The organism is Paenisporosarcina sp. (assembly GCF_057785155.1).
In genome coordinates this window covers 1-26,233 of the sequence record NZ_JBYNRN010000003.1, presented here as the reverse complement: position 1 = coordinate 26,233, position 26,233 = coordinate 1, and the positions used below count along the sequence as shown (strand labels likewise).

18 protein-coding genes, 1 other RNA gene and 3 pseudogenes are annotated in these 26,233 nt (G+C 36.3%); 18 read left to right on the top strand and 4 right to left on the bottom strand.

What is annotated here, in order from left to right; translation table 11 throughout:
• The 4 genes from rnpB to AC3EA5_RS01100 form a co-directional block, all read left to right on the top strand.
• Window positions 1-252: RNase P RNA component class B (gene rnpB / locus AC3EA5_RS01115), an RNA gene on the top strand; the annotation flags it as partial.
• Window positions 253-362: 110 nt separating this feature from the next.
• Window positions 363-1,499: a THUMP domain-containing class I SAM-dependent RNA methyltransferase gene (locus AC3EA5_RS01110; protein WP_488606711.1), complete on the top strand. Its 1,137-nt coding sequence runs from the start codon at window positions 363-365 to the stop codon at window positions 1,497-1,499.
• Window positions 1,500-1,591: 92 nt separating this feature from the next.
• Window positions 1,592-3,502, top strand: a complete 1,911-nt coding sequence (locus tag AC3EA5_RS01105) for an ATP-dependent DNA helicase (protein WP_488606710.1) — start codon at window positions 1,592-1,594, stop codon at window positions 3,500-3,502.
• Between the two features lie 127 nt (window positions 3,503-3,629).
• Complete coding sequence (locus tag AC3EA5_RS01100; protein WP_488606709.1) at window positions 3,630-5,132, top strand: carboxypeptidase M32; 1,503 nt, start codon at window positions 3,630-3,632, stop codon at window positions 5,130-5,132.
• Between the two features lie 114 nt (window positions 5,133-5,246).
• Here the strand turns inward: AC3EA5_RS01100 and AC3EA5_RS01095 are convergent, their stop codons facing one another.
• Window positions 5,247-6,260: a sodium:calcium antiporter gene (locus AC3EA5_RS01095; RefSeq protein WP_488606708.1), complete on the bottom strand. Its 1,014-nt coding sequence runs from the start codon at window positions 6,258-6,260 to the stop codon at window positions 5,247-5,249.
• A gap of 478 nt (window positions 6,261-6,738) precedes the next feature.
• Here AC3EA5_RS01095 and AC3EA5_RS01090 point away from each other — a divergent pair, with 478 nt between their 5' ends.
• The 6 genes and pseudogenes from AC3EA5_RS01090 (at window position 6,739) to AC3EA5_RS01065 (ending at window position 17,214) form a co-directional block, all read left to right on the top strand.
• Window positions 6,739-8,904, top strand: coding sequence for a malate synthase G (locus AC3EA5_RS01090; RefSeq protein ID WP_488606707.1), 2,166 nt, complete (start codon window positions 6,739-6,741; stop codon window positions 8,902-8,904).
• Window positions 8,905-9,356: 452 nt separating this feature from the next.
• Complete coding sequence (aceA, locus tag AC3EA5_RS01085) at window positions 9,357-10,664, top strand: isocitrate lyase (protein ID WP_488606706.1); 1,308 nt, start codon at window positions 9,357-9,359, stop codon at window positions 10,662-10,664.
• 502 nt (window positions 10,665-11,166) lie between these two features.
• Window positions 11,167-11,820 carry a zinc dependent phospholipase C family protein gene (locus AC3EA5_RS01080; RefSeq protein WP_488606705.1) on the top strand — a complete coding sequence of 218 codons (654 nt, stop codon included), beginning with the start codon at window positions 11,167-11,169 and terminating at the stop codon, window positions 11,818-11,820.
• Between the two features lie 722 nt (window positions 11,821-12,542).
• Window positions 12,543-14,401, top strand: a pseudogene (locus tag AC3EA5_RS01075) (DNA/RNA helicase domain-containing protein).
• Window positions 14,402-14,413: 12 nt separating this feature from the next.
• The gene (locus AC3EA5_RS01070; protein ID WP_488606704.1) at window positions 14,414-16,831 is read left to right on the top strand and encodes an AAA family ATPase; all 2,418 of its coding nucleotides are present in this window, start codon (window positions 14,414-14,416) and stop codon (window positions 16,829-16,831) included.
• A 104-nt stretch (window positions 16,832-16,935) separates the two neighbouring features.
• Complete coding sequence (locus AC3EA5_RS01065) at window positions 16,936-17,214, top strand: hypothetical protein (RefSeq protein ID WP_488606703.1); 279 nt, start codon at window positions 16,936-16,938, stop codon at window positions 17,212-17,214.
• A gap of 335 nt (window positions 17,215-17,549) precedes the next feature.
• Here the strand turns inward: AC3EA5_RS01065 and AC3EA5_RS01060 are convergent, their stop codons facing one another.
• From AC3EA5_RS01060 to AC3EA5_RS01050, 3 genes are all read right to left on the bottom strand, one after another.
• The gene (locus AC3EA5_RS01060) at window positions 17,550-18,992 is read right to left on the bottom strand and encodes a GIY-YIG nuclease family protein (protein WP_488606702.1); all 1,443 of its coding nucleotides are present in this window, start codon (window positions 18,990-18,992) and stop codon (window positions 17,550-17,552) included.
• A gap of 428 nt (window positions 18,993-19,420) precedes the next feature.
• Window positions 19,421-20,134 carry a hypothetical protein gene (locus AC3EA5_RS01055; protein ID WP_488606701.1) on the bottom strand — a complete coding sequence of 238 codons (714 nt, stop codon included), beginning with the start codon at window positions 20,132-20,134 and terminating at the stop codon, window positions 19,421-19,423.
• Window positions 20,127-20,648, bottom strand: a complete 522-nt coding sequence (locus tag AC3EA5_RS01050) for a sigma-70 family RNA polymerase sigma factor (protein WP_488606700.1) — start codon at window positions 20,646-20,648, stop codon at window positions 20,127-20,129. The genes AC3EA5_RS01055 and AC3EA5_RS01050 overlap by 8 nt, the downstream gene beginning before the upstream one ends.
• 452 nt (window positions 20,649-21,100) lie before the next feature.
• Here AC3EA5_RS01050 and AC3EA5_RS01045 point away from each other — a divergent pair, with 452 nt between their 5' ends.
• From AC3EA5_RS01045 to AC3EA5_RS01010, 8 genes and pseudogenes are all read left to right on the top strand, one after another.
• The gene (locus AC3EA5_RS01045) at window positions 21,101-21,310 is read left to right on the top strand and encodes a hypothetical protein (protein ID WP_488606699.1); all 210 of its coding nucleotides are present in this window, start codon (window positions 21,101-21,103) and stop codon (window positions 21,308-21,310) included.
• A gap of 471 nt (window positions 21,311-21,781) precedes the next feature.
• Entirely contained in the window at window positions 21,782-22,252 is a 471-nt protein-coding gene (locus AC3EA5_RS01040) for a peptide-methionine (S)-S-oxide reductase (protein ID WP_488606698.1), read from the top strand.
• Window positions 22,253-22,417: 165 nt separating this feature from the next.
• The gene (locus AC3EA5_RS01035) at window positions 22,418-22,501 is read left to right on the top strand and encodes a putative holin-like toxin (RefSeq protein ID WP_394188099.1); all 84 of its coding nucleotides are present in this window, start codon (window positions 22,418-22,420) and stop codon (window positions 22,499-22,501) included.
• Between the two features lie 524 nt (window positions 22,502-23,025).
• A complete protein-coding gene (locus AC3EA5_RS01030; protein WP_427442629.1) occupies window positions 23,026-23,160 on the top strand; it encodes a hypothetical protein in 135 nt (44 codons plus the stop codon).
• A 587-nt stretch (window positions 23,161-23,747) separates the two neighbouring features.
• The gene (locus AC3EA5_RS01025) at window positions 23,748-24,521 is read left to right on the top strand and encodes a TerC family protein (RefSeq protein WP_424472847.1); all 774 of its coding nucleotides are present in this window, start codon (window positions 23,748-23,750) and stop codon (window positions 24,519-24,521) included.
• A gap of 137 nt (window positions 24,522-24,658) precedes the next feature.
• Window positions 24,659-24,824, top strand: a pseudogene (locus AC3EA5_RS01020) (GNAT family N-acetyltransferase); the annotation flags it as partial.
• 266 nt (window positions 24,825-25,090) lie between these two features.
• Window positions 25,091-25,561: pseudogene (locus AC3EA5_RS01015) on the top strand (DinB family protein).
• A 110-nt stretch (window positions 25,562-25,671) separates the two neighbouring features.
• A complete protein-coding gene (locus tag AC3EA5_RS01010) occupies window positions 25,672-26,190 on the top strand; it encodes a DinB family protein (RefSeq protein ID WP_488606697.1) in 519 nt (172 codons plus the stop codon).
• Window positions 26,191-26,233 lie beyond the last annotated feature (43 nt).

Here is a 26,233-nt window from a genome sequence, read left to right as displayed (position 1 = left end):
GGGAACAACACCTAAGTCTTCGGATATGGTCTAGGTTCTCTGAAAGTGCCACAGTGACGGAGCTGACTCGGAAACGTTTCAGGTGGAACGAGGTAAACCCCACGAGCGAGAAACCCAAATTATGGTAGGGGCACTCTCATGAAGGAATTGAACGGATTGAGGGACAGACTTTGTCTGTAGATAGATGATTACTACTCACTGTACGAGGCTTTAGCCGTTTGAGTACGTGATAACAAAACATGGCTTATTGGGTTTTCTAATGGGTATACTTGACTAAACAAGCTCTCCACTAATTCGGAGAGCTTTTCTTCATATTAAAGATAAAACTGAAACTCAACAATAGGTAGAGAAAGGATGAGAAGATGACGACTCATCAATTAGTAGCAACTTCAGCAATGGGGTTAGAATCAATCGTAGCAGATGAAGTGAAAAAATTAGGCTTTGATACAAAAACGGAAAACGGTAAAATTTATTTTGAAGGGGACGAGCGAGCAATTGCGCGTGCTAATATGTGGCTGCGAGTAGCGGACCGTGTCAAAATTATTGCTGGCGATTTCCGAGCGACAACATTCGACCAATTATTTGAACAAACTAAAGCAATCCCTTGGGAAAAATATTTACCTGTGGATGCAGCATTTCCTGTTCAAGGGAAATCAGTCAAATCCAAATTATTTAGTGTTCCCGATTGCCAAGCAATTGTAAAAAAAGCAATTGCTGAGCGATTAAAAATTGCTCATAAAAGAATTGGATTTTTAGATGAATCTGGTGCAACATTTAAGATTGAAGTGAGTATATTAAAAGATGTGGTTAAATTAAGCATCGATACGAGTGGTGTTGGATTACATAAACGCGGATACCGTTTAGATCAAGGGGAAGCGCCTTTAAAAGAAACGCTTGCTGCAGCACTTGTGTATATATCAAAATGGAATCCTAACCGACCATTTGTCGATCCTTTTTGTGGTTCGGGAACAATTCCAATTGAAGCTGCAATGATTGGGCAAAACTTAGCTCCTGGTTATAATCGTGACTTTATAAGTGAAGATTGGCCGTGGATGTCTCAAAAAATATGGGATGAAGTTCGTTTAGAAGCTGAGGATTTAGCTAATTACGACCAACATTTAGATATCACGGGTACTGATATCGACCCTCGTATGATTGCGATTGCCAAGAACAATGCTATAGAGGCTGGCTTCTCAGATTTGATTCAGTTCAAACAACGTCAAATGCGTGATTTCACAACTACTTCAACAGATGGAGTTATGATTGGAAATCCACCTTATGGTGAACGTATTGGTGAAAGAGAAGTGATTGAAGAAATGATTGGTGACATGGGTCGTATGATGGAAGATCATCCAACCTGGTCTGTCTACATGTTATCTTCAATGGCTGACTTTGAAAATTTCTATGGTCGAAAAGCAACGAAAAAACGTAAATTATTTAATGGGTTTATCGAAACCAACTATTACCAATACTGGGGTAGAAAGTTACCTCGGGACTAATTTTTTTGTAATAAGAGTAGTATAGAACGAGTGATCAGCTTGTACCAAAGGGTGCAAGCTGTGTTTTTCTGTTCGAGAGAAGGGAGATTTCCATGAAACAGACTTTACCTTTTGAATTATCTAAAGACCGTTCTTTTTTCGAATCACTTGGTGATTGGATGGGGGAGGTTTTATATGACGAACTGCCCGAAAAAGGATTTGAACTTCGTGATGAGCAAATTTTTATGGCTTATCAAATCGAAAAATCGTTAAAAAACAAAAGTGTTCTATTCGCTGAAGCCGGTGTTGGTACTGGAAAAACGATCGCATACCTTTTACCAGCTATTGCTTATGCAAGGTACACTGGGAAACCTGCTTTAATATCATGCGCTGACGAAACACTAATAGATCAGTTGGTGAAAAAAGAAGGAGACATTCAAAAACTTCAAGATGCTTTGGGGTGGAATATTGATGTCCGACTAGCTAAATCTAGGGATCAATATTTATGTCTGAAGAGAATGGAACATGAACAAAAAAATGATGACGAAGAATTCCTAGAACAAATTGAAGATGGCATTCCTGATTTTGTTTATGGACATCAATCGATGCAAAAAGTTTATCCGTATGGGGAACGAAGTGCATTTCCAGAAGTAAGTGATGAAGATTGGCAGAAAGTTAACTACCATCCGATTCAACAATGTGCGGTTTGTGACATTCGCAATCGTTGTGGACAAACGATCCACAGACAAAACTATCGTGAAGCAGGTGACTTAATCATCTGTTCACATGACTTCTTAATGGAACATATTTGGACGAAAGAGTCTCGAGTCCGTGAAGGCCAATTGCCATTACTTCCTGAAGTATCAATGATTGTTTTAGATGAAGGACATTTGTTAGAACATGCTGCACAGCGTGCACTTACGTACGAAGTTCAAAGTCAAACACTTGAAACGCTAATTGACCGACTCGGAGGAGAAGGTGTTCGAGAGAAAACACTGAGATTGTTAGAAGTTTTACAAGAGTCTCATGATGAATTCTTTAAAGAATTACTACTTCATTCACATGGTGAAGCTGGTGGAAGACAACATATTCAAAAATCCGAAACGGTGTTAAATCAGGGACGTACCCTAGTGAAAATCGTTCATCAATTACTAGAGGAGTTTGTTTTTGAATCTGAACTTTATACGATGGATGAGTATGATTTAAGAATGGCTGAAGAATACCTGGAACAGTATGCATTTTCTCTGCAATTGTTTGTTCAACAGGGAGACGCGGTTGATTGGTTAGAAGAACTAAACGGTATCGAAACGTTGGTTATTATGCCTCGGTTAGTAACGGATATTTTGAATGAAAAGCTCTTTACTAAAAAACTGCCAGTTGTCTTTTCTTCTGCAACGTTATCAGTTAAAAAAGACTTTACTTATATTGCAGATTCACTTGGAATTGAACAACATCATTCCTTTAGTGTGGCATCTCCCTTTGACTATGAAGAGGTTATGAAAATTGAAGGTCACACGGTAGAAGCAAATGAAAAACAGGCGAAAGTAATCGAAATTTTAAACACTTCACTTGAACCAACCTTATTATTATTTAAAACAAAGCATGATATGTTTATGTTTGAACAATCTCTTACGGTTGATGAAAGAGTGACAATGGTTTTTGAAGGTGAACGTGAGTTATCATCCATTGTTCGAGATTTTCAAGCGGGTAGAATATCTGTTCTTTGCTCGTATCATCTATGGGAAGGTTTAGATTTGCCAGGCCAATCATTAACAAGAGTCATCTTGTATGATTTACCTTTCCCTCCGAGCGATCCATTATTTGATGCGAAAAGAGATTTCTCGAATGATCCATTTGAAGAAGTCGATATGCCGTTTATGTTGCTACGTCTTCAACAAGGGATTGGTCGTCTTATCCGAACGTCGGCTGACCATGGCGTTATCCACTTACTCTTAACAGAACAAGAAAAAATGGTTCAAGACCGTTTTACAGACATTTTGCCAGTTGAAATCATTTGGAAATAAAAAACAAAAATCTACTAAGTAAGTCGAACTTTTGACTCGCTCAGTAGATTTTTTTGTATTCTCTTCCAAACAATTCTGACTTTATGTTAAAGTCTAACTATACATATAAAAATGGGGGGATTTTCAGATGAGTACAAGTGTTGAGTTTTTAGAGTATATGAAAAAAATACAATCTTACTCAGAAGCAATTGGGTTAATGTACTGGGATTTGCGTACAGGAGCACCTAAAAAGGGAACCGATCAACGTTCACAAGTAATTGGGACACTATCATCCGAAGTGTTTAACATGAGAACATCTCCTGAATTAGAAAAGATGCTTATTGAATTAGAAAAAGATTTTGATTCGTTAGATGAAATCACAAAAAAATCATACGAAGAGGCTAAAAAAGAATTCGATATGAGTAAAAAAATCCCGCCAAAAGAATACAAAGACTATGTTATTTTGATTTCTAAAGGTGAAACAGTTTGGGAAGAAGCGAAAGATAAGAACGACTTCGACATGTTCCTTCCATATTTAAAAGACATTGTGGAAACGAATAAACGATTCGTTAATTATTGGGGAGTAAAAGACAATAACCCATATAACACATTACTAGATCTATACGAACCTGGCATGACTACAGACGTATTAGATGAAGTATTTGGTGAATTACGAAGCAAGATTGTTCCCTTAGTTAAAAAGATTTCAGAATCAAGCAATCAACCATCTACAGATTGTCTTTTCAAGCACTTTCCTAAAGAAAAACAAAAGCAATTTAGCTTAGATATTTTAAAACAACTTGGCTATGATTTTAACGCAGGTCGCTTAGACGAGACCGTACATCCATTTGCAACAGGTCTGAACCGTGGAGACGTTCGAATCACTACGAAATATGATGAAAAAGATTTCCGCTCAGCTGTCTTTGGAACGATTCACGAATGTGGCCATGCACTTTATGAACAAAATATTTCAGTTGATATCGATGGATTGCCAATTTGCACAGGTACATCGATGGGAATTCATGAATCCCAATCATTGTTCTATGAAAACTTTGTCGGTCGCAACGAAAACTTCTGGAAAAACAATTATGAAAACTTACAATCCTATGCTCCAGAACAATTTGGGAAAGTTTCAGCTGAAGATTTCCTCAGAGCTATTAATGTAGCGAAACCATCTTTAATTCGTATTGAAGCAGATGAATTAACATACGCTCTGCACATCATGATTCGTTATGAAATTGAAAAAGGCTTATTCAACGGAGATATGAAAGTAGAAGATCTACCTCAAATTTGGAATGATAAATACGAAGAATATCTTGGTGTTCGACCAAGTACGAATGCAGAAGGTGTATTACAAGATGTTCACTGGTCAGGTGGATCGTTCGGATATTTCCCATCGTATGCTTTAGGGTTCCTTTATGCAGCTCAACTAAAAGCAGCGATGATGAAAGACATACCGAACTTTGATGAGCTTTGTGCAACTGGGGAGTTAGAGTCCGTGAAGAATTGGTTAACTGATAAAGTACACCGTCATGGTGCAATGAAGAAACCGTTAGAAATTCTACAAGAAGCGACAGGTGAAGGACTAAATGCTTCGTATTTAGTGGCTTATTTAGAAGAGAAATATACACGAATTTATCAGTTAGATTAGAGGTTTAAAAAGGCAATTCACAGGTTACAAAGAACTACACGAAAAAATAAGCATACCATAATCTAATGAACACAAGAAACGAGCGGGACTAAAGCCACCGCTCGTTTCTCTATATCATATCCCTCCATTGAAAATAAGGTAGGTGGCAACGAAATATCCAATTATTATTAGTAAAGAAGGAATTACATATGAAATTGTAGAAATAACGTGTTTCCGTAGTATTGAAATCATGACCAATATGGATAAGATTGTTACAGTAATGGCTGTGATTTCATGTGTTGGAGCAACATTTGAAAGAATTGTGCCTTTTCGATAGACGATATCCGTACCCATTAGTATTAGCATATTGAAAATATTACTTCCTAGGATTGATCCAATCGCAATATTTATATTTCTTAATCTTAAAGCAATAAATACAGCAACAGCTTCAGGCAGTGAGGTAGTTGCTGCCAAGAGGAAACTACCTACGAAAGTAGATCCGAGCCCGGTTACTTCCGCAATTTTATCTCCAAATATGGATAACAAAGTTCCTGCTATCATGATGACTACAGCAGCAAGAAAAAAATTTAATACTGCTTGTCTAATGCTAGTTGTTTTTCTGGATTTGGAATTATTCACTTCTTTTTGATCGAAGTCCAGATCCGTCATTTGATTATCAGGCAACCCTTCAGAAACTATGCTTATAACGTACATGCCTATCCCATAAACAATGGCTATCAAAAATGAATCTAAGCCTATCCCGAACAGCATTATATTCAATTTACTGACCATTGCAATGAGGGTCATTGTCGATAGAATTAGCCCTAATCCTGCAGTATATAGATGACCTCTATTTGATGAATGAAAGAATCGGATTTTTCTATAATAAACATCAAAACATGCAATTATAAAGATGTTAAACATGTTTGATCCTAACATATTTCCAACAGCAATATCAGGATTTGCAATTAATACTGAAGAAATACTAGTCGTCACTTCTGGGAGTGATGTTGCGCCGCCTAACAAAACCGTGCCGACAAATAATCCACCTAAAGAAGTTCTTCCACTTAATACATCTGCATTGTTAGACAGTTCAATCGCTGCTAAAATTGTAACGATTGCAGCCAACCCAAATAATATATAGATCATTATTCTCCCCCTTTTTTGCGGAAAAACTTCAATAAAAATGCCAATTATAACATTCTATTAAACAATAGGACGAGTAATTCCAAAACTATCTAAACAACTAAAATACTATGATTTATTAAGACATTTCGTAACGTTTTCCCATCAAGTTCAATCGTAAATAACTCAGGGTTAGTGACATCAAAATGGGAAAATTGGGTTAAACACAATCAATCTTAACCACCACACATTTTGGTTTACACTGCCACTTTTTAAAAGACATAACACAAACACATCCATTTTTATTGGATGTGTATTTTTTTGCCGTAATTATATGCGTTCCTCGTTTTTTTCTTTTTTATAAAAGATATTACCCAGCAATATTCACCTTAGATAGAGATAGTGAAAAATAAAAATTCTTTTATTTTTTTCACAAAAAGTATTATGTAGTAATACAATGTAATATATATTAACTGTTATATAACAACGAAAGGGAGATTAAGTGATTGAACGCAATGGTTTGAACATAGCCATAGAACTGTACCAGTTTATTGAAGATGAAGCTTTACCAGGCAGTAATGTTTCTAGTGAGGATTTTTGGAAGGGGTTCAGTCAACTAATTTTAGATATGGTTCCAAAAAATAGAGACCTGTTAAGACGACGAAAACAGCTTCAAGAAGAGATTGATCAGTGGCATGAGCATAATGACTGGTCAGAAAATCGACCTGAATATGAAACGTTTTTAAAAGACATCGGTTATTGGGAACCAACAATGGAGCCCTTTACCATTACAACTTCAAATGTAGATGATGAAGTAGCGATTCTAGCTGGACCACAATTAGTTGTACCAGTTAATAATGCTCGATACGCACTTAATGCAGCAAATGCACGGTGGGGAAGCTTATATGATGCACTTTATGGAACGGATGTAATCGATGAACAAGATGGTGCGGAAAGAGGAACTACTTACAATCCGCAAAGAGGAACTAAGGTTGTTGAATATTCACGACAATTTTTAGATCAAATTGCGCCATTAGAACAGGGCTCGCACGCATTTTCAACACAATATCGAATTGAACAAAATCAACTAGTCGTTGTTCAAGGAACAAAACAAACCGTTTTAAGTGCTCCATCAAAAATTATCGGATTCACTGGAGACCCATCTTCGCCAACTGCGATTCTCCTTCAAAACAATGGGTTGCATGTAGAAATCCAATTTGATCGACAACATCCGATTGGCGTGACGGATCAAGCAGGAATAAAAGACTTACTAATTGAGTCGGCTATATCGACGATTATGGATTGTGAGGATTCAGTTACTGCAGTTGATGCAGAAGACAAAGTCATCGTTTATCGAAACTGGCTAGGATTGATGAATGGAACGCTTGAGGCAACATTTAAAAAAGGTCAACGTGAAGTTATAAGAACGTTAAATGAGGACAGAAAGTATCAAACAATAAGTGGAGAAGAACTCACTTTACGTGGTCGCTCGCTATTGCTGGTACGAAATGTGGGGCATTTAATGACCTCGAATATGATTTTAGATCAGCATAATCAAGAAGTGCCAGAAGGAATCATTGATACTGTGATGACAAGTTTGCTTGCAAAGCATGATCTCTTAGGAAATGGGAATGTTCGCAACTCTGAGAAACGTTCTGTCTATATAGTAAAACCTAAAATGCATGGATCGGCAGAAGTGGCATTTGCCAATGAACTGTTTAACCGTGTAGAAGACATATTAGGACTTGAACGTTATACATTGAAAATTGGTGTTATGGATGAAGAGCGGAGAACATCTCTCAATCTCGAAAATTGCATTCGAGAAGTAAAAGACCGGATTGTTTTTATTAATACAGGCTTTTTAGATCGAACGGGTGACGAAATCCATACTTCCATGCTAGCGGGTCCTGTCATTCGTAAAAATGAAATGAAAAGTTCAAAATGGCTTCAAGCTTATGAAAAATCAAATGTGGATACAGGACTAAATTGTGGACTGCCAGGTCGTGCGCAAATTGGTAAAGGCATGTGGGCAATACCAGATCATATGAAGGATATGATGGAGCAAAAAGTGGGTCATTTAAAAGCTGGAGGAAACACGGCTTGGGTACCGTCCCCAACTGCAGCAACTTTGCATGCTCTTCATTATCATCAATTGTCAGTAACAGAAGTTCAAGAAATCTTGAAGCATGAGACGCGAGACAGGAATGCTGACATCTTAACACTACCAATATCGACTGAGAAATGGTCTGCAAATGATATCCAACGTGAGCTCGACAATAATGCACAAGGGTTACTTGGATACGTGGTTCGTTGGGTTGAGCATGGTATAGGTTGTTCAAAAGTGCCTGATATTCATAATGTAGGGTTAATGGAAGATCGAGCGACATTGCGTATTTCAAGTCAGCATATGACCAATTGGCTTCATCACGGTATATGCACAGAAAATCAACTACTCGAGACCTTAAAACGAATGGCGAAGGTAGTAGATAAACAAAACAGTGTGGATCCTACTTATCAACCGATGTCTTCAGACTTTGAACATTCCATTGCTTTCCAAGCCGCCTGCGAACTTGTTTTGCAAGGTAAAAAACAACCTAATGGATACACCGAGCCTATTCTACATCGTCGGCGTCAAGAGTATAAGAATCGGTTGTATGCGAAAAATTAAACCATGGTTTTTGTAAAAGGTTCTGTTTGTTATTTATGGTCAAATCGCGCTGACCACTCGTTCCACATGAGCCAACAAGTATGAAAAAAGAACATACTTGTTGGTATCAAGCTCTACGCTAGGCGCACATGACTCTTTCACTTGTTTTTCATTATCAACAGCAGTCTTTAAAGTGGTTTAATAAAAAAACATTAAAAAAAGAGGGATTTACATGCAGGAGCAAAAAAGAGAATTCAATTCAAAAGATGATTCCCAAGGAGTGTTTTCCGATTCGAAGAATGACATTAGACTACTGAATACATGCCTAACATGCGGGCAAGAGTTTACTAGTTTCAAAGAGTGTATTCAGTGCTGTGCAGATATCGATTAATTTTTTTGGTCTATCTGTTATATAACACCGGTGTAATGGGTGTGTGTATTAAGATAATTAAAGTAAAAGGGAGATAGAACAATTGGGAAATCGCAAACCGCAAGCTGAAGCATTAGCGAAAAGTTGGAATGAGGATCGTTGGAATGGTGTAGAACGACCGTATACAGCTGAAGAGGTCATCAAATTAAGAGGTTCAATCGTAGTTGAACAAACACTTGCTACTTTAGGTGCTAACAGACTATGGGATCTTGTGAATACAGAAGACTATGTGAATGCACTTGGCGCACTGACTGGAAATCAAGCGATGCAACAAGTAAAAGCGGGATTAAAAGCAATTTACTTGAGTGGTTGGCAAGTAGCTGCAGATGCCAATCTTTCAGGGCATATGTATCCAGACCAAAGCCTGTATCCAAGCAATAGCGTACCACAAGTGGTGAAACGAATTAATCAGACATTGCAACGTGCTGATCAAATTCAGCAAGCGGAAGGTAAGGGCGATACATATTGGTACGCCCCGATTGTAGCGGATATGGAAGCTGGGTTTGGTGGAACACTAAATGTATTTGAATTAACGAAAGCGATGATTGAAGCGGGAGCAGGTGGGGTGCATTTAGAAGACCAACTTTCCTCTGAAAAGAAATGTGGTCACCTAGGAGGAAAAGTATTACTTCCTACTCAAACTGCCATCCGCAATCTGATTGCTGCAAGGTTAGCCGCTGATGTTATGGGTGTACCTACTGTAATAATTGCTCGTACTGATGCAAATGCAGCTAATTTAATCACGAGCGATGTTGATCCATATGATCACCAATTTATTACTGGAGAGCGGACGCCGGAAGGATTCTATCATACGAATGACGGCATTGAACAAGCGATTGCTCGAGGTCTTGCGTATGCGCCATATGCTGATTTGATTTGGTGTGAAACGTCCGAACCAAATATTGATGAAGCTCGGAAGTTTGCTGAAACCATTCATGCGAAATTCCCTGGCAAACTGCTTGCATATAACTGCTCTCCTTCATTCAATTGGAAAAAGAAACTGGATGAAGAAACAATTGCAAGCTTCCAACAAGAGCTTGGGAAGATGGGCTACAAATTCCAATTCGTTACACTCGCTGGCTTCCATGTAATGAATTACGGGATGTTTGAACTTGCGAAAGGATATAATGAGAGAGGCATGTCTGCTTATTCTGAGTTGCAGGAAGCGGAGTTCGCGGCTGAACAAGACGGCTACACAGCAACTCGCCATCAGCGTGAAGTTGGAACGGGTTACTTTGATGAAGTTTCACTCGTCATTTCAGGAGGAACATCATCCACTACGGCGTTATCAGGTTCAACTGAAGCAGAACAATTTCAAAACGAGGAAGTAGCTGCTTTAGAAGCGAAATGATAACTAACGTCTTATGATTATGCGAGTAGAACAAACCAGTGGAAGGAAGTATGCCACTGAAAAAAACACTCATTTCTTAAAGCCACGCAATCTCGATTTATGAACTCGGTTTAGCCATTTCGAAAGAAAGAGATTTTTGAACATCACAATGTGGAAATTGTTTTAAACACAATCAATCATAATCACCACACGTTATGTTTTACTTTGCCTCTTTATAAAGAGATATAACTAAGTGCTGCAATAACAGGAATAACCGTCATCACCCTCTTAGGGGTAGACGGTTATTTTCTGTTTTCCTAAGAATTTGGGGATAAAGAAGATAATTGAAAATCAACTATTCTCACGATCTTGTCATTTACACGAATAGAGTAACGTTGCGCTAGCCATAAATATTTCTACTAATATGATATAAACCATATCCCATTAAAATCTCAAATGGTAAAATATGATAATAACATGAAGTGTAAATTAAGAAAGACGGTGTTTTATGGGCTCTAGAATTATGCATTACTGTATTGCATCACTAATTGCGGATAAGCTAGAAATCGTACATAAAAGTGAGTTTATGCTCGGAGGTATAGCACCTGATATCCATGGTCTAATGGGTGTAGCAAAAGGTGTCACACATTTTAAGGATTTTGACGACAATGGAAAGAGCCATATTAATATCGTGAGATTTTATGAGACATATAAAGATGTCATACATGAACCCTTTTATCTTGGATATTTGTGTCACCTAGTATCCGATGTCGTTTGGTTAGATGTGTATTTTGATATCGTGGAATACGTTTCACCAGAGCAGTGGGTTGAGAAGTTGAACGTCGCTTATGGTGACTTTGGAAAACTAAATAGAAGGATTATCGACCGCTATTCTCTTAGGCTTCTACATCATGAAATTCCAAACATTAGCATTTGCAATTATAACGTCGATTTCTTGCCAACCTTAGTCGATTTGCTTGGTGATGATTTCTCAAACAATGAAGAATTTAAGCAGGAACCATTGGAGTTGTTTCATAATGACAATAGTCAAATACATGATTATATTAACAGATCAGTAACTCAGTGCTTCAATACACTAACTAATTTAAATATCATTGACACTGTACATTCTATACACCCTGAAAATCCGAAAATTAAACTTATTAATAAACGGTAAAACGTTTGTAGTGAGCAGGAGAGTTTATTTTAAAGTAAAACACCATACAACATATATCTTAAGGAGGAATAGTCAGATGAAAATGTATTTATTCTTGGGTCTAGTCCTTCTTTCTGTATCTATTTTTACGTTAATTAACTCTGAACATGACAATCTATTGGTCCCAATTATAAACATGACATTAGCTCTACTACTTTTAAAACTAGGCTTTTCTACACTCAAGGGAAAACATAGACAATCAAGTATATTATTATTGATTGGATCTGGACTCCTATTTATCTTTACTTTAGCAAAACTATTTTTTAACTAACCCCATGAGAACGCGTGTTCTTTATTAGTGGATGTGATTGAACTAATTAAAATCATTTCTTAAAGATGCAAACCAGAGGGCAATAATCTGAAAAGTCAATGAATCGAGCGGAGATAATCAATGTTCAGCTTTTATAATGTGTTTCGTTTAGAGATAACGTACCATGCATCCTTCTAAATCTTGAGTAAAAGATAATAGAGATTATTATTAATAGCTGCCGAAGATATAATTTCGGCGGCTGATTGTGTTTCATTTAGTTTAATTACCTTATATTCTTCGATCAGAATCTACCCGATAATCCAATATTCAAGTAATTACGCCAAAAACATCCATTATTTTATACAAAAAGTGCTAAAATAAAACTATCCATAATTTTCTAATAACTAAAGAAACTCAGAGCGAGGGAACTACAATGATAATTTATAATGAATCTTCTTCTATTTTTATCAATCATGTTCTTGAAAGGAACATAGGAAATGTTTTACTCAATAATATACAGGAAAAAATGAATCGTTCTGTTTCTCCTAGTGAGCTGCTTTCATGGACAAACTCTCTGCCACAGATGGCGAAAATCTTAAGAGATGCGAAGTTGAAAGAAGACACGCATGTTTTATTGGAGTATAAATTACCTTCAACTGAAAAGCGTATTGATTTTCTTATTACAGGAGAAGACAACAAAGGCAATCAAAATGCAGTCATCGTGGAATTAAAACAGTGGCAACAATCGAAAATTGCTGAAGGAGACGGAATCGTTAAGACATTCTTAGGAAAAAGAGAACGCGAAACGGTACATCCATCGTATCAATCATTATCCTATAAGCGTTATTTAGAAAATTTTAATGAGGCTCTGTATGAAGAGTCTTCAATAAATTTAAGCTCTTGTGCTTATTTACATAATTATATTCCAAGCAGAAACCGGGAAGAAGAGCCTCTGCTTGATCAGCGGTACGCATCCTATGTAGAACAATCACCAATCTATTTTCAATTCGATGATCAAATTTTAATGCAGATGATTAAAGATTCGGTATCTGAAGGAAAAGGAACGGAAATTGCGAAGAAAATAGAGGAAGGTAAAATAAAACCTTCTAAGCGATTAGTAGAAGCAGTCAATTCTTTATTTGAAGGTAACGAAGAATTTATTTTGCTCGATGAACAAAAAGTGGCTTATGAAAAAGTTGTATCAATTTATAAAAATTTAGATCTGGCATCGGATGAAAAGCACACGATACTTATCAAAGGTGGTCCTGGGACGGGCAAGTCGGTTATCGGGCTGAATCTAATGAACTTCATGTTAAGTGAAGAAGCAACTATCGAGTACATCACACCAAACCAATCGTTTCGAGAGATACTGAGAAAGAAGCTAATTGGCAGAAGCGGCTTTGTTGAAATCCGAAGCTTATTTAAAGGTTCTGCATCGTATGTAGAAACATCCAACAATTATTTTAATGTTCTCGTATGTGACGAAGCACATCGTCTGAAAAACCAAGGCCATATGAAAAAGAAAATTGAAGGTGAAAACCAAGCAACTCAGATTATTCGTTCAAGCAGACTAAGCGTGTTCTTTATCGATGACGAACAAGTCATTTCAAATAAAGACATCGGCCGCTTTGAATTACTAAAGGAAGAAGCAGAAAAGCAAAATTCAACCGTACATGTGGTCGAGCTTGACTCCCAATTCCGTTGTGCAGGATCGGGTAATTACCTCGAATGGTTGGACGATCTTTTATACGATCGGAAACAAGATATCCACTAGATGGAGATTTTGATTTTCAACTCGTTGACTCTCCTCACGAATTACTTGAAAAAGTTGTGGTAGATAAGGGAGGTAGATTACTCGCTGGATATGCATGGGAATGGATCACCACACCAGTGAACGGCGAATTATCCAAGGACGTTGTCATCGAAGTACATGACTTTGCCATGCCATGGAATGATCCAGCACGTATCGACTGGGCTATCCATAACGAAGGTTCCTACCAAATAGGCTGCATCCATACCGTTCAAGGCTTAGAAATGGAATACGTTGGCGTCATCATCGGTAATGACCTAACCTACAATACAGAAACTCAACTAATCGAAGTCAAACGAGAGAACTTCAAAGATAAAGGAGCAAGACCCGCCAAACCCAAGAAGAAATATGAAATTGACCCACTTGATCAACTAGTGAGGAATACGTATAAAACTCTAATGACTCGAGGGATGAAGGGTTGTCATGTATATTGTGTGGATGATGGGTTGAGGGAATATATGAAAGATAATATGGGTGAATGAGAGGTGATGGACATGATTCGTAAAGTAAATATAGCAAATTTCGGAACATATAAAAATTTCATTTGGGATGAGCATCTAATAGATGATTATCCATACAAATCAAGGCGAATAAATGAAAGTTTAAAACATAACGGTTTAAGTGCTCGTAATATTATTTTCGGTAGAAACTACTCTGGAAAGACAACACTTTCTAGAATTTTTCGTTCATTGCAATTAGGGAAAATACATAATGATTATTTAGAATCAGAATATGAATTTGTATTAGAAGGTGGTACAAAAATATTAAGTAGTCAGTTGATAGAATCCTCCCATATTAGTGTCTATAATAGCGATTTTAGAAAGGAACACCTTGCATTCTTTTATAACGAGGATGAAAATATCTCCCCCTTTGCTATTATTGGTACACAAAATATTGAACTTATTACTGAAATCAAGAATATTGAAATCGATATTGAGCAACTAACTAAAATTATTGATGGTGATAATTTCCATGTAGGACAACTTAAAGAATATGAAGATATTAAGAGTGAGTTAGTAGGAAAGATTAAACTACTTAACCTACAATTAACAGAAATTGCTGGGAAAATTAAACTCGATTATAAAGCCTTTAAAGCAGATACAGAAATGAGAATATATGATAAACGCCGATTAGAACAAGAAATAGCTCAAGCAAAGGTATTAGATGAAGTGCAATTTAATGAATTAAATGCTTTTTTACTTGAAGAAAGTAAAAAAATATTACCAACAATTACTCTTCCGAATCCAAATATTCATTATTTAGTGGATGCAGCAAACAAATTAATAAAACATCAATTAACGCCAAGTAAAGCTTTAGAATCCCTCATTATTAAAGAACAAGATACGTCGTGGATTCAACAGGGGCATCACTTACATGAAAATGCAACAGAATGTAAATTTTGTGGAAGTGAACTTAAAACTGAACGAATGCAACAACTTAATCAAATATTTAATGATCAAACAAAAAAGTATGAAGAAGAACTTACAAATATTTTAACGAGTTTAATGAAAGTACAAAGACAATTAGATGATTATAATTTTGCTTTCGATGCTAATGCTATATATAATCAATTTCAATTACAATTTAATGAAGTTAACAAAAATTTTAATCAAACACTAAGAGATATTAAACACTTCATTTCGCATGTATCAAAAAAAATTCAAGAAAAAAAGAATAATTTATATTCATTAGAAATATTTTCGACTTTTGAGGATGTATTTAGTAATTCATTATTAGAATTAGAGAAATCATTTAATGAAATTATTAAAGAAAACAATGAAGTAACAAAAGAGTATGAATTAAAACAGAAAGTTGCTCGTGAATCCATTCGCTTTCACATAATCTATGAAGAATTAAATAGAATAAATTATTCCTCATTAAAATCAGATATTCAAAGTCTAGAGGAGCGATACGACCATGCAAAAGGCATATTAATAAATAATCAAAAGCAACTAGAAAAATTTCAAGAATTAAAGCAGAGAAAAGAAGATATGATGAGTAACGAGGAAAATGCAATCCAGGTAATTAATTTATATCTAAGTCAGATGAGAGATTCAAATGACTTAGAACTTCGTTATGATCGAAGTGGTACCCACGGACATTTTCAAGTATATCGAAATAATCAATTAGCAAAAAATTTAAGCGAAGGTGAGCAAACGATTATTTCGTTTTGTTATTTTCTAGCTCAACTATCGAATCTTACTCAAGAGCAAAGAGAACAACAGATTGTATTTATCGACGATCCAATGTCCAGTTTAGATTCTAATCATACATTTTATCTTTTTAGTTTAATCGATGTTGAAATTTCTCAAAAAGAGTATTTGCAACTAATTATCTCTACACATAGTTTAGATTTCTTAAAATATATGCATAGATTAAAAGGACCTTCAACAAACGATAAATATATTTTAAGACAATTTACTTTGGATAGGCAATCAATTAGTTCAAGCGAAACCACCTCTATTGTTAATGTTATGCCTGCATATTTAAGGGAATATACATCAGAGTTTATATACCTATTCCATCAAATTTATCGAGTAGCTAAAGAAGAACAAAACGACAGTAACTATCATGTTTTTTATAACTTCCCTAATAGTTGTAGAAAATTTTTGGAATCCTATTTATTTTTCCAATGGCCGGATTGCAGTTTAAGTAATGACCAACGAAATATTAAGTTTTTCTCTGAATCTGGAGTAACAAATTCGTTTATTGGGAGAATTAATAATGAATTTTCTCATTTAGAGAACAATCCAGACAGAGCTTTTAGTCCAATTGATATTCCTGAATTTAAAGGTAATGCTCTAACTGTTCTTTCAACAATAAAAGAGCGTAATGAAGAACAATATGAATCTTTTCTAAGTAGCTTAGGTTTAGAAGATATAATAATTGGGGAAGTAGCCGTGGAAGTATGAATCAGGAGAGTGAAATTACGTCGGTAAATTAGAACAAAAAACTATTTTGTAGTGCTTTCCATACTATACTGATTGGAGAGGACTTGATATAGGAGGTCAAAAAGATGGAGAAGTTTTGTATGTATTTAAAGAAAACAGAACCGGTAGTAACATTTAAATCTGGTGAACACATTTTCCCAGCCGGTATCGGGGGTATTCAAAAACTTTCTATGGAATATGTAAGCTATAATGCTAACAATGCGTTTTCCGCAATGGAAGGGCAAGTTATGAAGAAGTCTCTTTTAGCCTTGCCACGACAATTTGTAGGGCCAGGTAAGAGAGGGAACATAAAAAACAGGTACCTGTGTGAAAAACAATTCGATTTATTCACTACAATTGAATAGTTAATTATAAGAATTGCCCAGTTAATGCAATGCTAGTAAGTTAACTTGTATGATTATTCAAATTTGTAAATTGTCATAATTTAAGCGGTGCCACCCGTTAGTGGCGATATTCTGATGAAGAACTTTCTTATTAATTCAACTTTCGCCTTTTGGAATCCAATACTATGAGTTAGCACTCACTTTTTAAGTGAAAACAAAAAAGCGAGAGTCTCTTATTCTGATAAGAGATTCTCGCTTTTTGAATGTTTGTTTCACAGGGTCGAAAAATTAAAGGTACTGGCTTTTTAATGATGCGCGAATTTTGCTTTCTCCAGAAGAACTTATTTCTTCATGTGCTAAACAAACATAGCTTTCTCTTCATTAATAATACTCTGGCTTTGACGATACTCTTCTGCCAGTAAAGTGGTTGTGAATTCAACGGTTGAGTCGATGTCATGGACAACTTCCTGTAGTTGGGTGACATCGCTGTAGAAGAATTCTTTACGCATGTTGATCCTATTGACACGCATTGAAGATAGGCGCCCGTGTAGCTTCTGCTCGAGTTCGATTGCATTGTTACTGAATACCATTGCATGGATATCGAAACGAAACGGAACGGATGCATTTCCAAGCTCATCAATACGATCTTGTGGATTCAAGCGTCGTGTCATTCCTACTTTAAACATTTTTTCGCCTAAGGATCCGAGGTTGGAAATTACGTATACATATCCGGCACGTCCATTGGCACGTTTAACAATTTCTTCACGTTGTTCTTCTAATTTGTTTACTTGGTCCTCAAGTTCTTCGAGTCGAGCAGAAAGGGCGGCTTGTTTTACAGGATCTGTTTCTACTAGAAGTAGCTCACGATTTTTCTCAAGCTCCTGACGATATTTCTCTTCTTCTTTTTCAAGCTTTTTCTTTTCTTCCTCAAGTAAGCGTCGCTCTTCAGCTTCTTGTTTCATTTGCTCACGTATTTGTTTCTGTTCTTCTTTTTCTTTTTCTTTCTGCACATAATACTTGTACTCTATCTGAATGGCATTGTGGAATAATGGCTCTAGCTCTGTCAGAAACTTCGTAATGGTGGGCAATATACTGGCATTACCCTCTCCACAAATGGTTAAATACTTATCAATTAATGCTTTCGCTTCGGATTCCATTTGATCCAAGTTGGTATATTTGAGCTTGTGTAAAATGTTTTGCAACTCTGCTCGTAATCCAATTACCATTAAATGATAGATTGTACGATTTGCCTTTGTGTTATAACGACCTTCGTATGATTTTAAAAGCTTCGTAATATCACGATTATTTGCTGACATTTCTTTCTTCAGCAGCTTAGAATCTTGATGGTGTAAATTCAACTCGACCAACGTTCTAAGAGCACCATCACCTAGGGCCTGATCAAGCAATTCTAGTTCACTTGCAATTTTGTCATAGTCCACGGCATCAGGAAATTTTTCAATTAGTGACTTAATCCCAATGCTTTCTGCTTTAAATTTCTTAGCAGCTCGCTCAAGCTTTTGCGTCTCTTTTTGTGTATCTTCCAATTTTTTTTGAAATTGTGAAAGCTCTTCTACAGAGGATATCTTTTGTTGGCCTAACTGAAGAAGCTCGTCTTCAACCGAAGCTTTTGCTTCCTGAATGGTCTTTTCAATCAAAGCTTCTCTTTGTGAAAGCTGCTGATCATATGCAGTAACCTTTTTCTGTCGTTCAGCTAACTGCTTGTCTACTTCTGAGATCGATGCCTTCTTCTTCTTTAAGATTGTATTTAAAGTAAACCATTCTTTAATTTTATCAAACACATCATCACACTCCATTTTTATGGTTATTAGTTCTATTATATCTTTAAAATGGATAAAAAAGATAAATTATCTACTTTGCCAAAGGGATATAATTATTACGTCCCTTTGAAAGAAACAAACACAATTGTTTAAAAATTCATGAATGTTTGTTTCATAGGAACAAAAGATTGAAAATAGAGGAAATTTTTTTAATTTCAACTTTACAACGGAGGATAGGAAGATCGAGCATGTTTCCTGAAACTATCCCATCATTACTCCTGCATGGCTCATGATTGTCTGGTCATAGGTGGGGAGCACAGGTAATGCAATTGCCACGTTGGATGAATAGCGGAAATACCTTCAGTACCTAATACTAACTGTAGTTGAAAATCAATAAGTAAATAACACAAAAAACGCTCAAACTTGAGCGTTTTTCCTTTTTTCTAATATTAATCTACATATGACATCCCGCTTAATTTAAAATTAAACCCATCCTTTTCTAATATCAACATATATTTCTCTGTCCATGTTTGTCCTCCCTCAGATAATTCTAAATTAACGAGTAGATTATATTGATAGAAGTTCCGAGTTACATTCAGTGCCTTTGCTTCAACTAACTCTGCTTCTGGGTACTTTCCAAGTAAATGCACTGAATAACCAGCCTGCTCGTGAAATATAGAATCCAGTAATTTTGGGCGTTCTTCATTAGTAGGGTAAACTTCATTCAATTGATAATACATTTCCACCTTTTCTATTCCAGTCTCTATCAACTGTTGATCTGTATAGAAATAACTAGTAAAGAAAGAGTAAAAGAAAAATAAGATGATTAAGCAACTCACACTAATTTGCAGTAGAATTCGAAAGCGAAGTGAGTCTATCCATAAATCAAGTTTATTTGCAATCCAGATAGCTGCAATTAATACAAATGCAAATACTAGTAAATGTACAATTGCATTCTGAATAAAGTCGAGGTTATTTAGGTTTGTTAAATAAGCGTATAAGAGCAAAAGGATGATTAATACTCTAAAAATTCCAGATATGATTTCACTAATAAATAGCCTATTTAACACCTGATTTTTTCCTTTATCCGTATACTTTAGGTCACTAAAATGCTCCGACTTTTCCATCTGTTGTTTTATATCAGAAAAATAACCGTTATTCATGTCTGACCATCCTTTCCTTCAACAGTTCCCGAGCTCGGCGCATTCGAGTTTTTACAGTGTTACCAGATAGCTTTAATGTTTCCGCAATTTCTCTCACCTTAAATTCTTTAAAATAATATAGGACAATTATTTCTCGATATTCAATCGGTAAATCTAATATGTATTCAGTGACATTCTGATTTTCATAGTTAGTCAATGCTTCAATTTCAGCAGAAGGGGCATTAAATGATTGTTGTTCTGTCACATTGTTATCAACTGTTACACGCCGATGGTAACCATTTTTCAAGTAATCCTTACTCAGATTTATCGCAATGGCAAACAACCATGTTTTTAAAGATGAATTACCTTTAAATGTATCTCGCTTCGTTAAGCATTTAATGAATGTCTCTTGCGTAATATCCTCAGCCAATTGTCTATCTTTCACATAAGAATAGGCTAGTTGTTTAAGGTCTGTCCCATAGGTATTTATTATCTGCTCATAATTCACTTTTTTCTTAACGAATAAGCCATTCATTATCTCACCCCAATAATTAGACGACAAACCAGATCTAAAGGTTTTAATTTATATACAGCTTTTTAATAGACGAACACGGCTTTAGCACATTACCGGAGATTTTTTAAAAAGTTTGGCTACTTAAACTAACAAAATATATGAAAAATCCATCCTTGTGACAGAAACAAACACGAATGTTAATTTAAGAGGTGCCAACCATTAGAGGCGAAATTCTGATGAAGAATTTTCTTATCAAATGCAAACAGTAAAGCGAGAGTCTCTGATTCTGAAAAAAAGTTTCTCTCTATAATTCATTTCCTATAAATAAAGATCATTTGGGTATAATACAGTCACTTAAGTGGTGGTATACTATAGTACTCAGGGAGATTAGGCAGATATGAGCCTAATTGAATGGAAGGGATCCGAAACTTCCTATTGTGTTAAATTTCGGAATCACTATCGGAGGTGTATGTATGAATAAAAAGTGGACGATTCAAGAGATCAGTGACTATGTGAAGAAGAATTCAGATAGCGTATTACTTTCTAAAGAATATTTAGGATTCTCGCAGAAATTACAATTTAAATGTTCGTGTGGAAATAACTTTGAGAGAACGTTTAAGAAATTTAAAGATAGCAACCAGAAAAAGTGTTCGAGTTGTGTAGAGATAAGAACTTCACGATGACTAGCGGCGGACGAAATTGTATCTTCGGCCGCTACTCGCTGGAATAAAGACGTCTATTGTTTCATTAACCAAAAACGAATGAACCATAGTGTGAGGTAATAGGGATCGAAGGAAAAAACCATCGGCAGTATTCCCAACAAAAAAGGACGAGCTGGATATTTTTCCGCTGTCCTTATTTGTATTTCAGGTTATCTTGCAGCAGGATGTGTCTAAGCGTTGTTAAGACTATGATTGTGAGTTCTGTCCTTTAACCCTATAAAAAACCATCCATGAGTTTAGAACTCAGATGAGTTACAGCTAAGAACGTTTTTATTTAAAATGTGAACTTTTGGTATAATAAATACAATTGGATTTTATTATAAATTCAAACTAACGTAGGAGTTTAATATAAATTGTTTAGACATTAGTAACTGAAGTTTTTTAATTACATAGAGTAAATTTTTGGTGTTTTAAACAAAAAGGAGAGTCAATATGGAAGTCGTATATTTGGCAGGTGGATGTTTATGGGGCGTACAAGCTTTTATCAAAACTTTACCTGGAGTAAAGTTCACAGAAGCGGGAAGAGCTAATGGAACAAGTCATACACTTGAGGGTGATTATGACGGCTATGCCGAATGTGTAAAAACAGAGTTTGATCCGACGGTTGTAACGATCAGAGAATTAATGGGATATTTATTTGAAATTATTGATCCATACAGTTTGAATAAACAAGGACAGGATGTTGGTGAGAAATACAGAACAGGGGTATATAGTGAAAAGCCTGAACACTTAATAGAGGCAAAGGCGTTTATTAGAGAGAGAAATGATTATGACCTTATAGTTGTTGAAGTATTACCTCTTACAAACTATGTGAGAAGTGCAGAAGAACATCAAGATAGGTTAGCTAGATGTCCAGATGATTATTGTCATATTCCTGAAGAAATATTTTGTAGATATAAGTAAGGGAGAATATCAAAAATGGTGTATGGACCTATATACAAGATTGGTCTATGGCAATTCTGTAGGTTCATTAGATAAAACAGAACATACGTGTGGTATAATAGAAGAGTAATTGTATAGGTAACTCAAGGGTGGTTGGCTCACTCCCGTTCGAAAGGGGGTGGTGCCATGACAGTATTTGAAGCAATGATGTTAGCAGTAGCGTTTGCAACATTGATTGTTCTAGTACTTTCATTTAACCATAAAAAATAACCCATCCTTGAGTTAGGGCTCAGATGGGTTATCACTCTCATTTAGCCAATCCCCTTGAAGGGAACCTGCTATTACTTCGATCGATTGGTGTACCGGCACCAGTCGGTCTTTTTTATTGTATACAATACTTAATATCATTATACCAAAGTGAATTATGTGTATCAATCTAAAGGTTAATTGGGTACCTATGATGTTAAATAGATAGATGGAAACAGAGAAGGCAATATCTTGGAGATAGGATATAAAACCCACTTGGGTGCAGAAATGTCTGAAACCATCTGGGGGTTGTCTCTGTTATTCCCTGCACTAGTGTGCATACTACCAAATATGACGTCAATCGTTTACTTAAGGTTCATTGATTAAACGTATAATTGGCCTTAAATTGAGTTTCTCTATTTCAAGTTCAAGTTTATAACTTCATAAAAAAATCCATTTTCTAAATAATGTCTTAACATAGCATTAACACCCTCTCCATATTCATCTACTACACTTAAGGTGCAAGCTCTAATCCAAGGAGGTTCTACATGAATCAAACACGTTTGAAAAAGAGACCACTACCTATCGCAATCCTTTCATTTTTAGTAATCAGTGGAGTCGCTGGAACTTTTGCTACATTTCCATTTCATAAACGACAACGGATCCCTCTAAAAGTTAGATAAAGGAAAAACAAAAATGCGATTAAAAGGAGAGTCATTAACGTGGAAGTTCAACGAAAATCTTGGGAAAACATTTTTTTGATCCGATTTATCGACTTCTTAATTAAGTCCACTCACAGCGCTAAAGCAAAGAGATTATCGCATTCAAATGCATTACACAAACTTTGGATTTAACTAATTTAGTTGAGGTGAGAAACTTGGATACGATTCGACTTGTATATACGTCAAACGCCAACCTAATAAAAAAATCGAGTATCGCCACTTGCGTAATCGCACTCTATATGTTGACCTAATTAAAAATAAAATTTCTTGGAACCCTCGTTACTTTATGTACAATAGTAATTGAACCAAAACGAACCGATCTCTTCACTGTTTTCGGATGAGAATAAAGTTGGTCCGAACTATTAGCAAATTAAAAAGGACTGGTCCCTTTTATAGGAACCAGTCCTTAAACTTGTCTATAAGTGGGTATCCTTATTGTTGGACAACGATGAACCGCCAACATAAGATTATCTAAAGATGGTAAGGGGAATAGTACTTTTAGCGAAATTAATATATCACGATTAAAGCTTTAGAAGGGGGAATTTTTAATGGAGTCTATTTGGATTGAGTATGCTTGGGCATTGTTAATTCTAATCGGATTGGAAGGTTTGTTATCGGCTGACAATGCACTTGTCCTAGCAGTAATTGCTAAACATTTACCCGAAGATCAGAAGAAAAAAGCAATAAACTACGGAATTATTATGGCCTTCTTTTTCAGATTCGCTGCACTTTTTGCCATTTCATTTATTGCAAACGTCTGGCAGGTACAGGCGATAGGAGCGGCTTATCTTCTTTACTTAGGTTTAAAGCATGTTATTCAGGCCAAGTTCGGGAAAGAAAATGAGAATATTCGCGAGGAAGTTGAAGAAGAATCTGCCGGGAAAGGTTTCTGGCCAACAGTAGGGAAGATTGGTTTAGCTGATCTTGCTTTTGCCATTGATTCCATTTTAGCTGCGGTTGCTATTGCGTTGGGTCTTCCGGATTCACCGCTCGATGATTTTGGCGGCATGGATGGAGGAAAGTTTATCGTTGTAGTTCTTGGAGGGATTGCTGGCCTTATATTGATTAAGTATGCAGCAACCTGGTTTGTCCAGTTACTCGATCAACGACCAGCATTGGAAACTACGGCCTATGCCATTGTTGCTTGGGTCGGTGTCAAGCTTGCTGTAATAACTCTTGCCCATGATGATATTGGTGTCCTAGACCATGATTTTCCCCACAGTACCATTTGGACATTGATTTTCTATGGAGTATTAGTGGGTATTGCTTTAATCGGTTGGTTTGCACCTGCCAATAACTCTCTAGAGAATGAAGAATTATAAAAGGGAAAAAATGTAAGGTATGTATAAGAAAAGACAGAATTTTTATGTAAGATGAGTGATTGGCTGCCTTTAGAAGGCGGCTGTTCTTATTGAATACCCTCCCATCGGGGCGTTATGTCAACCCGGGGTGCATAACATTATTAGATAGAGTAGAAGAACAATCAAGTGGGAGATTAATCTTATACACAATTGAAGTAAATGAACATGCATGCACAACGATTTTATGAAAAACATGGATTTGAAATCATAAATAGAGGACATGAAAATGAAGAAAATTTGCCTGATATTAAATATGAATGGTAAGCGAATAATTGATGTGATCTGGAATCGATTCCTTCCATATTTACAAAGATACAGGCGCAATGAGTTGTATAAACAAAATAAAATTGGCGTTTCTACAACTAGTAGAAGCGTTTTTTGTTGTCAAAAATACCCTATGAAATGTGTTATCAGCCGGGTTCGACTTGACTGAATAAATTACATATTGATAAGCTTTTAATAGAATATTGATTTTTCTGATAATTTTATATATATTAACGAAATTAAACACTCCCTGAGGAGGAATCAATATGAACCGAACAGATTTACTTGTAAAGGGGCTAGATTCGACGTACGACAAAGAGAGTTGGTATGCGGCTTTCAAGAATGCAATTGAGGGGCTGACGGCGCAACAGGCGAGTTGGAAGCCGCCGGGCGAGTCGACTAAATCGATTTGGGAGAATGTAAACCATCTTATTTACTATAAAGAGAGGTTAGCAGCCAACATGGAAGGCCGTGAATGGAAAAATCCTCTGGACGGAGGACAAACTTTCTTTCTCACAGAACAATCGGGTGACGAATCCGAATGGCGGTAAGTTGTGGAACGGGCAGAGATCGCTCAACGAAACTTACGGGAGGTTGTGAGTAAAACATCTGCTGAAAAGTTCGACGAAAATTCCCTTGAGGAAAAGTTATTAGACATCATGCTTCATGATGCGTATCATACGGGCCAAATTATGCTGATTAGAAAAATGCAGGGAGCGTGGCCTTCAGAACGCTGACAATCTATATCTTACGGAGGAAGTATTGATGGCTCACTTTGCATTAAATATGTATGATTATCATGTTTGGGCAAATCAAACACTGTTTAATCGGCTAAAAGAACTTTCGGATGACGTTTTTCATCCCTTCTATTTCAGAACTTGTTTCTCATATGTACATCGTTGACCAGCTCTGGTTTCAAATTATTTCAGGAAAGGACAGACCGGAAGCCTTGGAAGTAGATAAAGAAACAGGAGAAGGAAAAGGAATTGAAGAAATGGACCAGTTGTTTAATGAACTGGCTCAGACATGTAAAACCTTTTTAATACAGCAAGAGAACTTTGAAAAATCACGAGTCCTTCATATTCCGTGGGAAGGGAAAACGGAAGCAAGTTTAGCTGAAATGGTGTTTCACCTTGTTACCCATGCCACCTATCACCGGGGAAATATCACTGCCATGCTGCGCCAGATGGGGTATGCATCGGTGACGACTGACTATACACGAATTGGTACACGAATAAAAATTAAACAGCATTTTAAAAGGAGCGTACGTAGATGGAGTTATTCGAAAAGCAGTATGAGTGGATTAAACGCACGAGAGAAGTGTTATTCCGTTATTGCGAAGCACTACCTGAAGAAGATTACGTGAAAGAAGTGGAAGCTTTCGGAGGAGATTCAATACGCAACCTGCA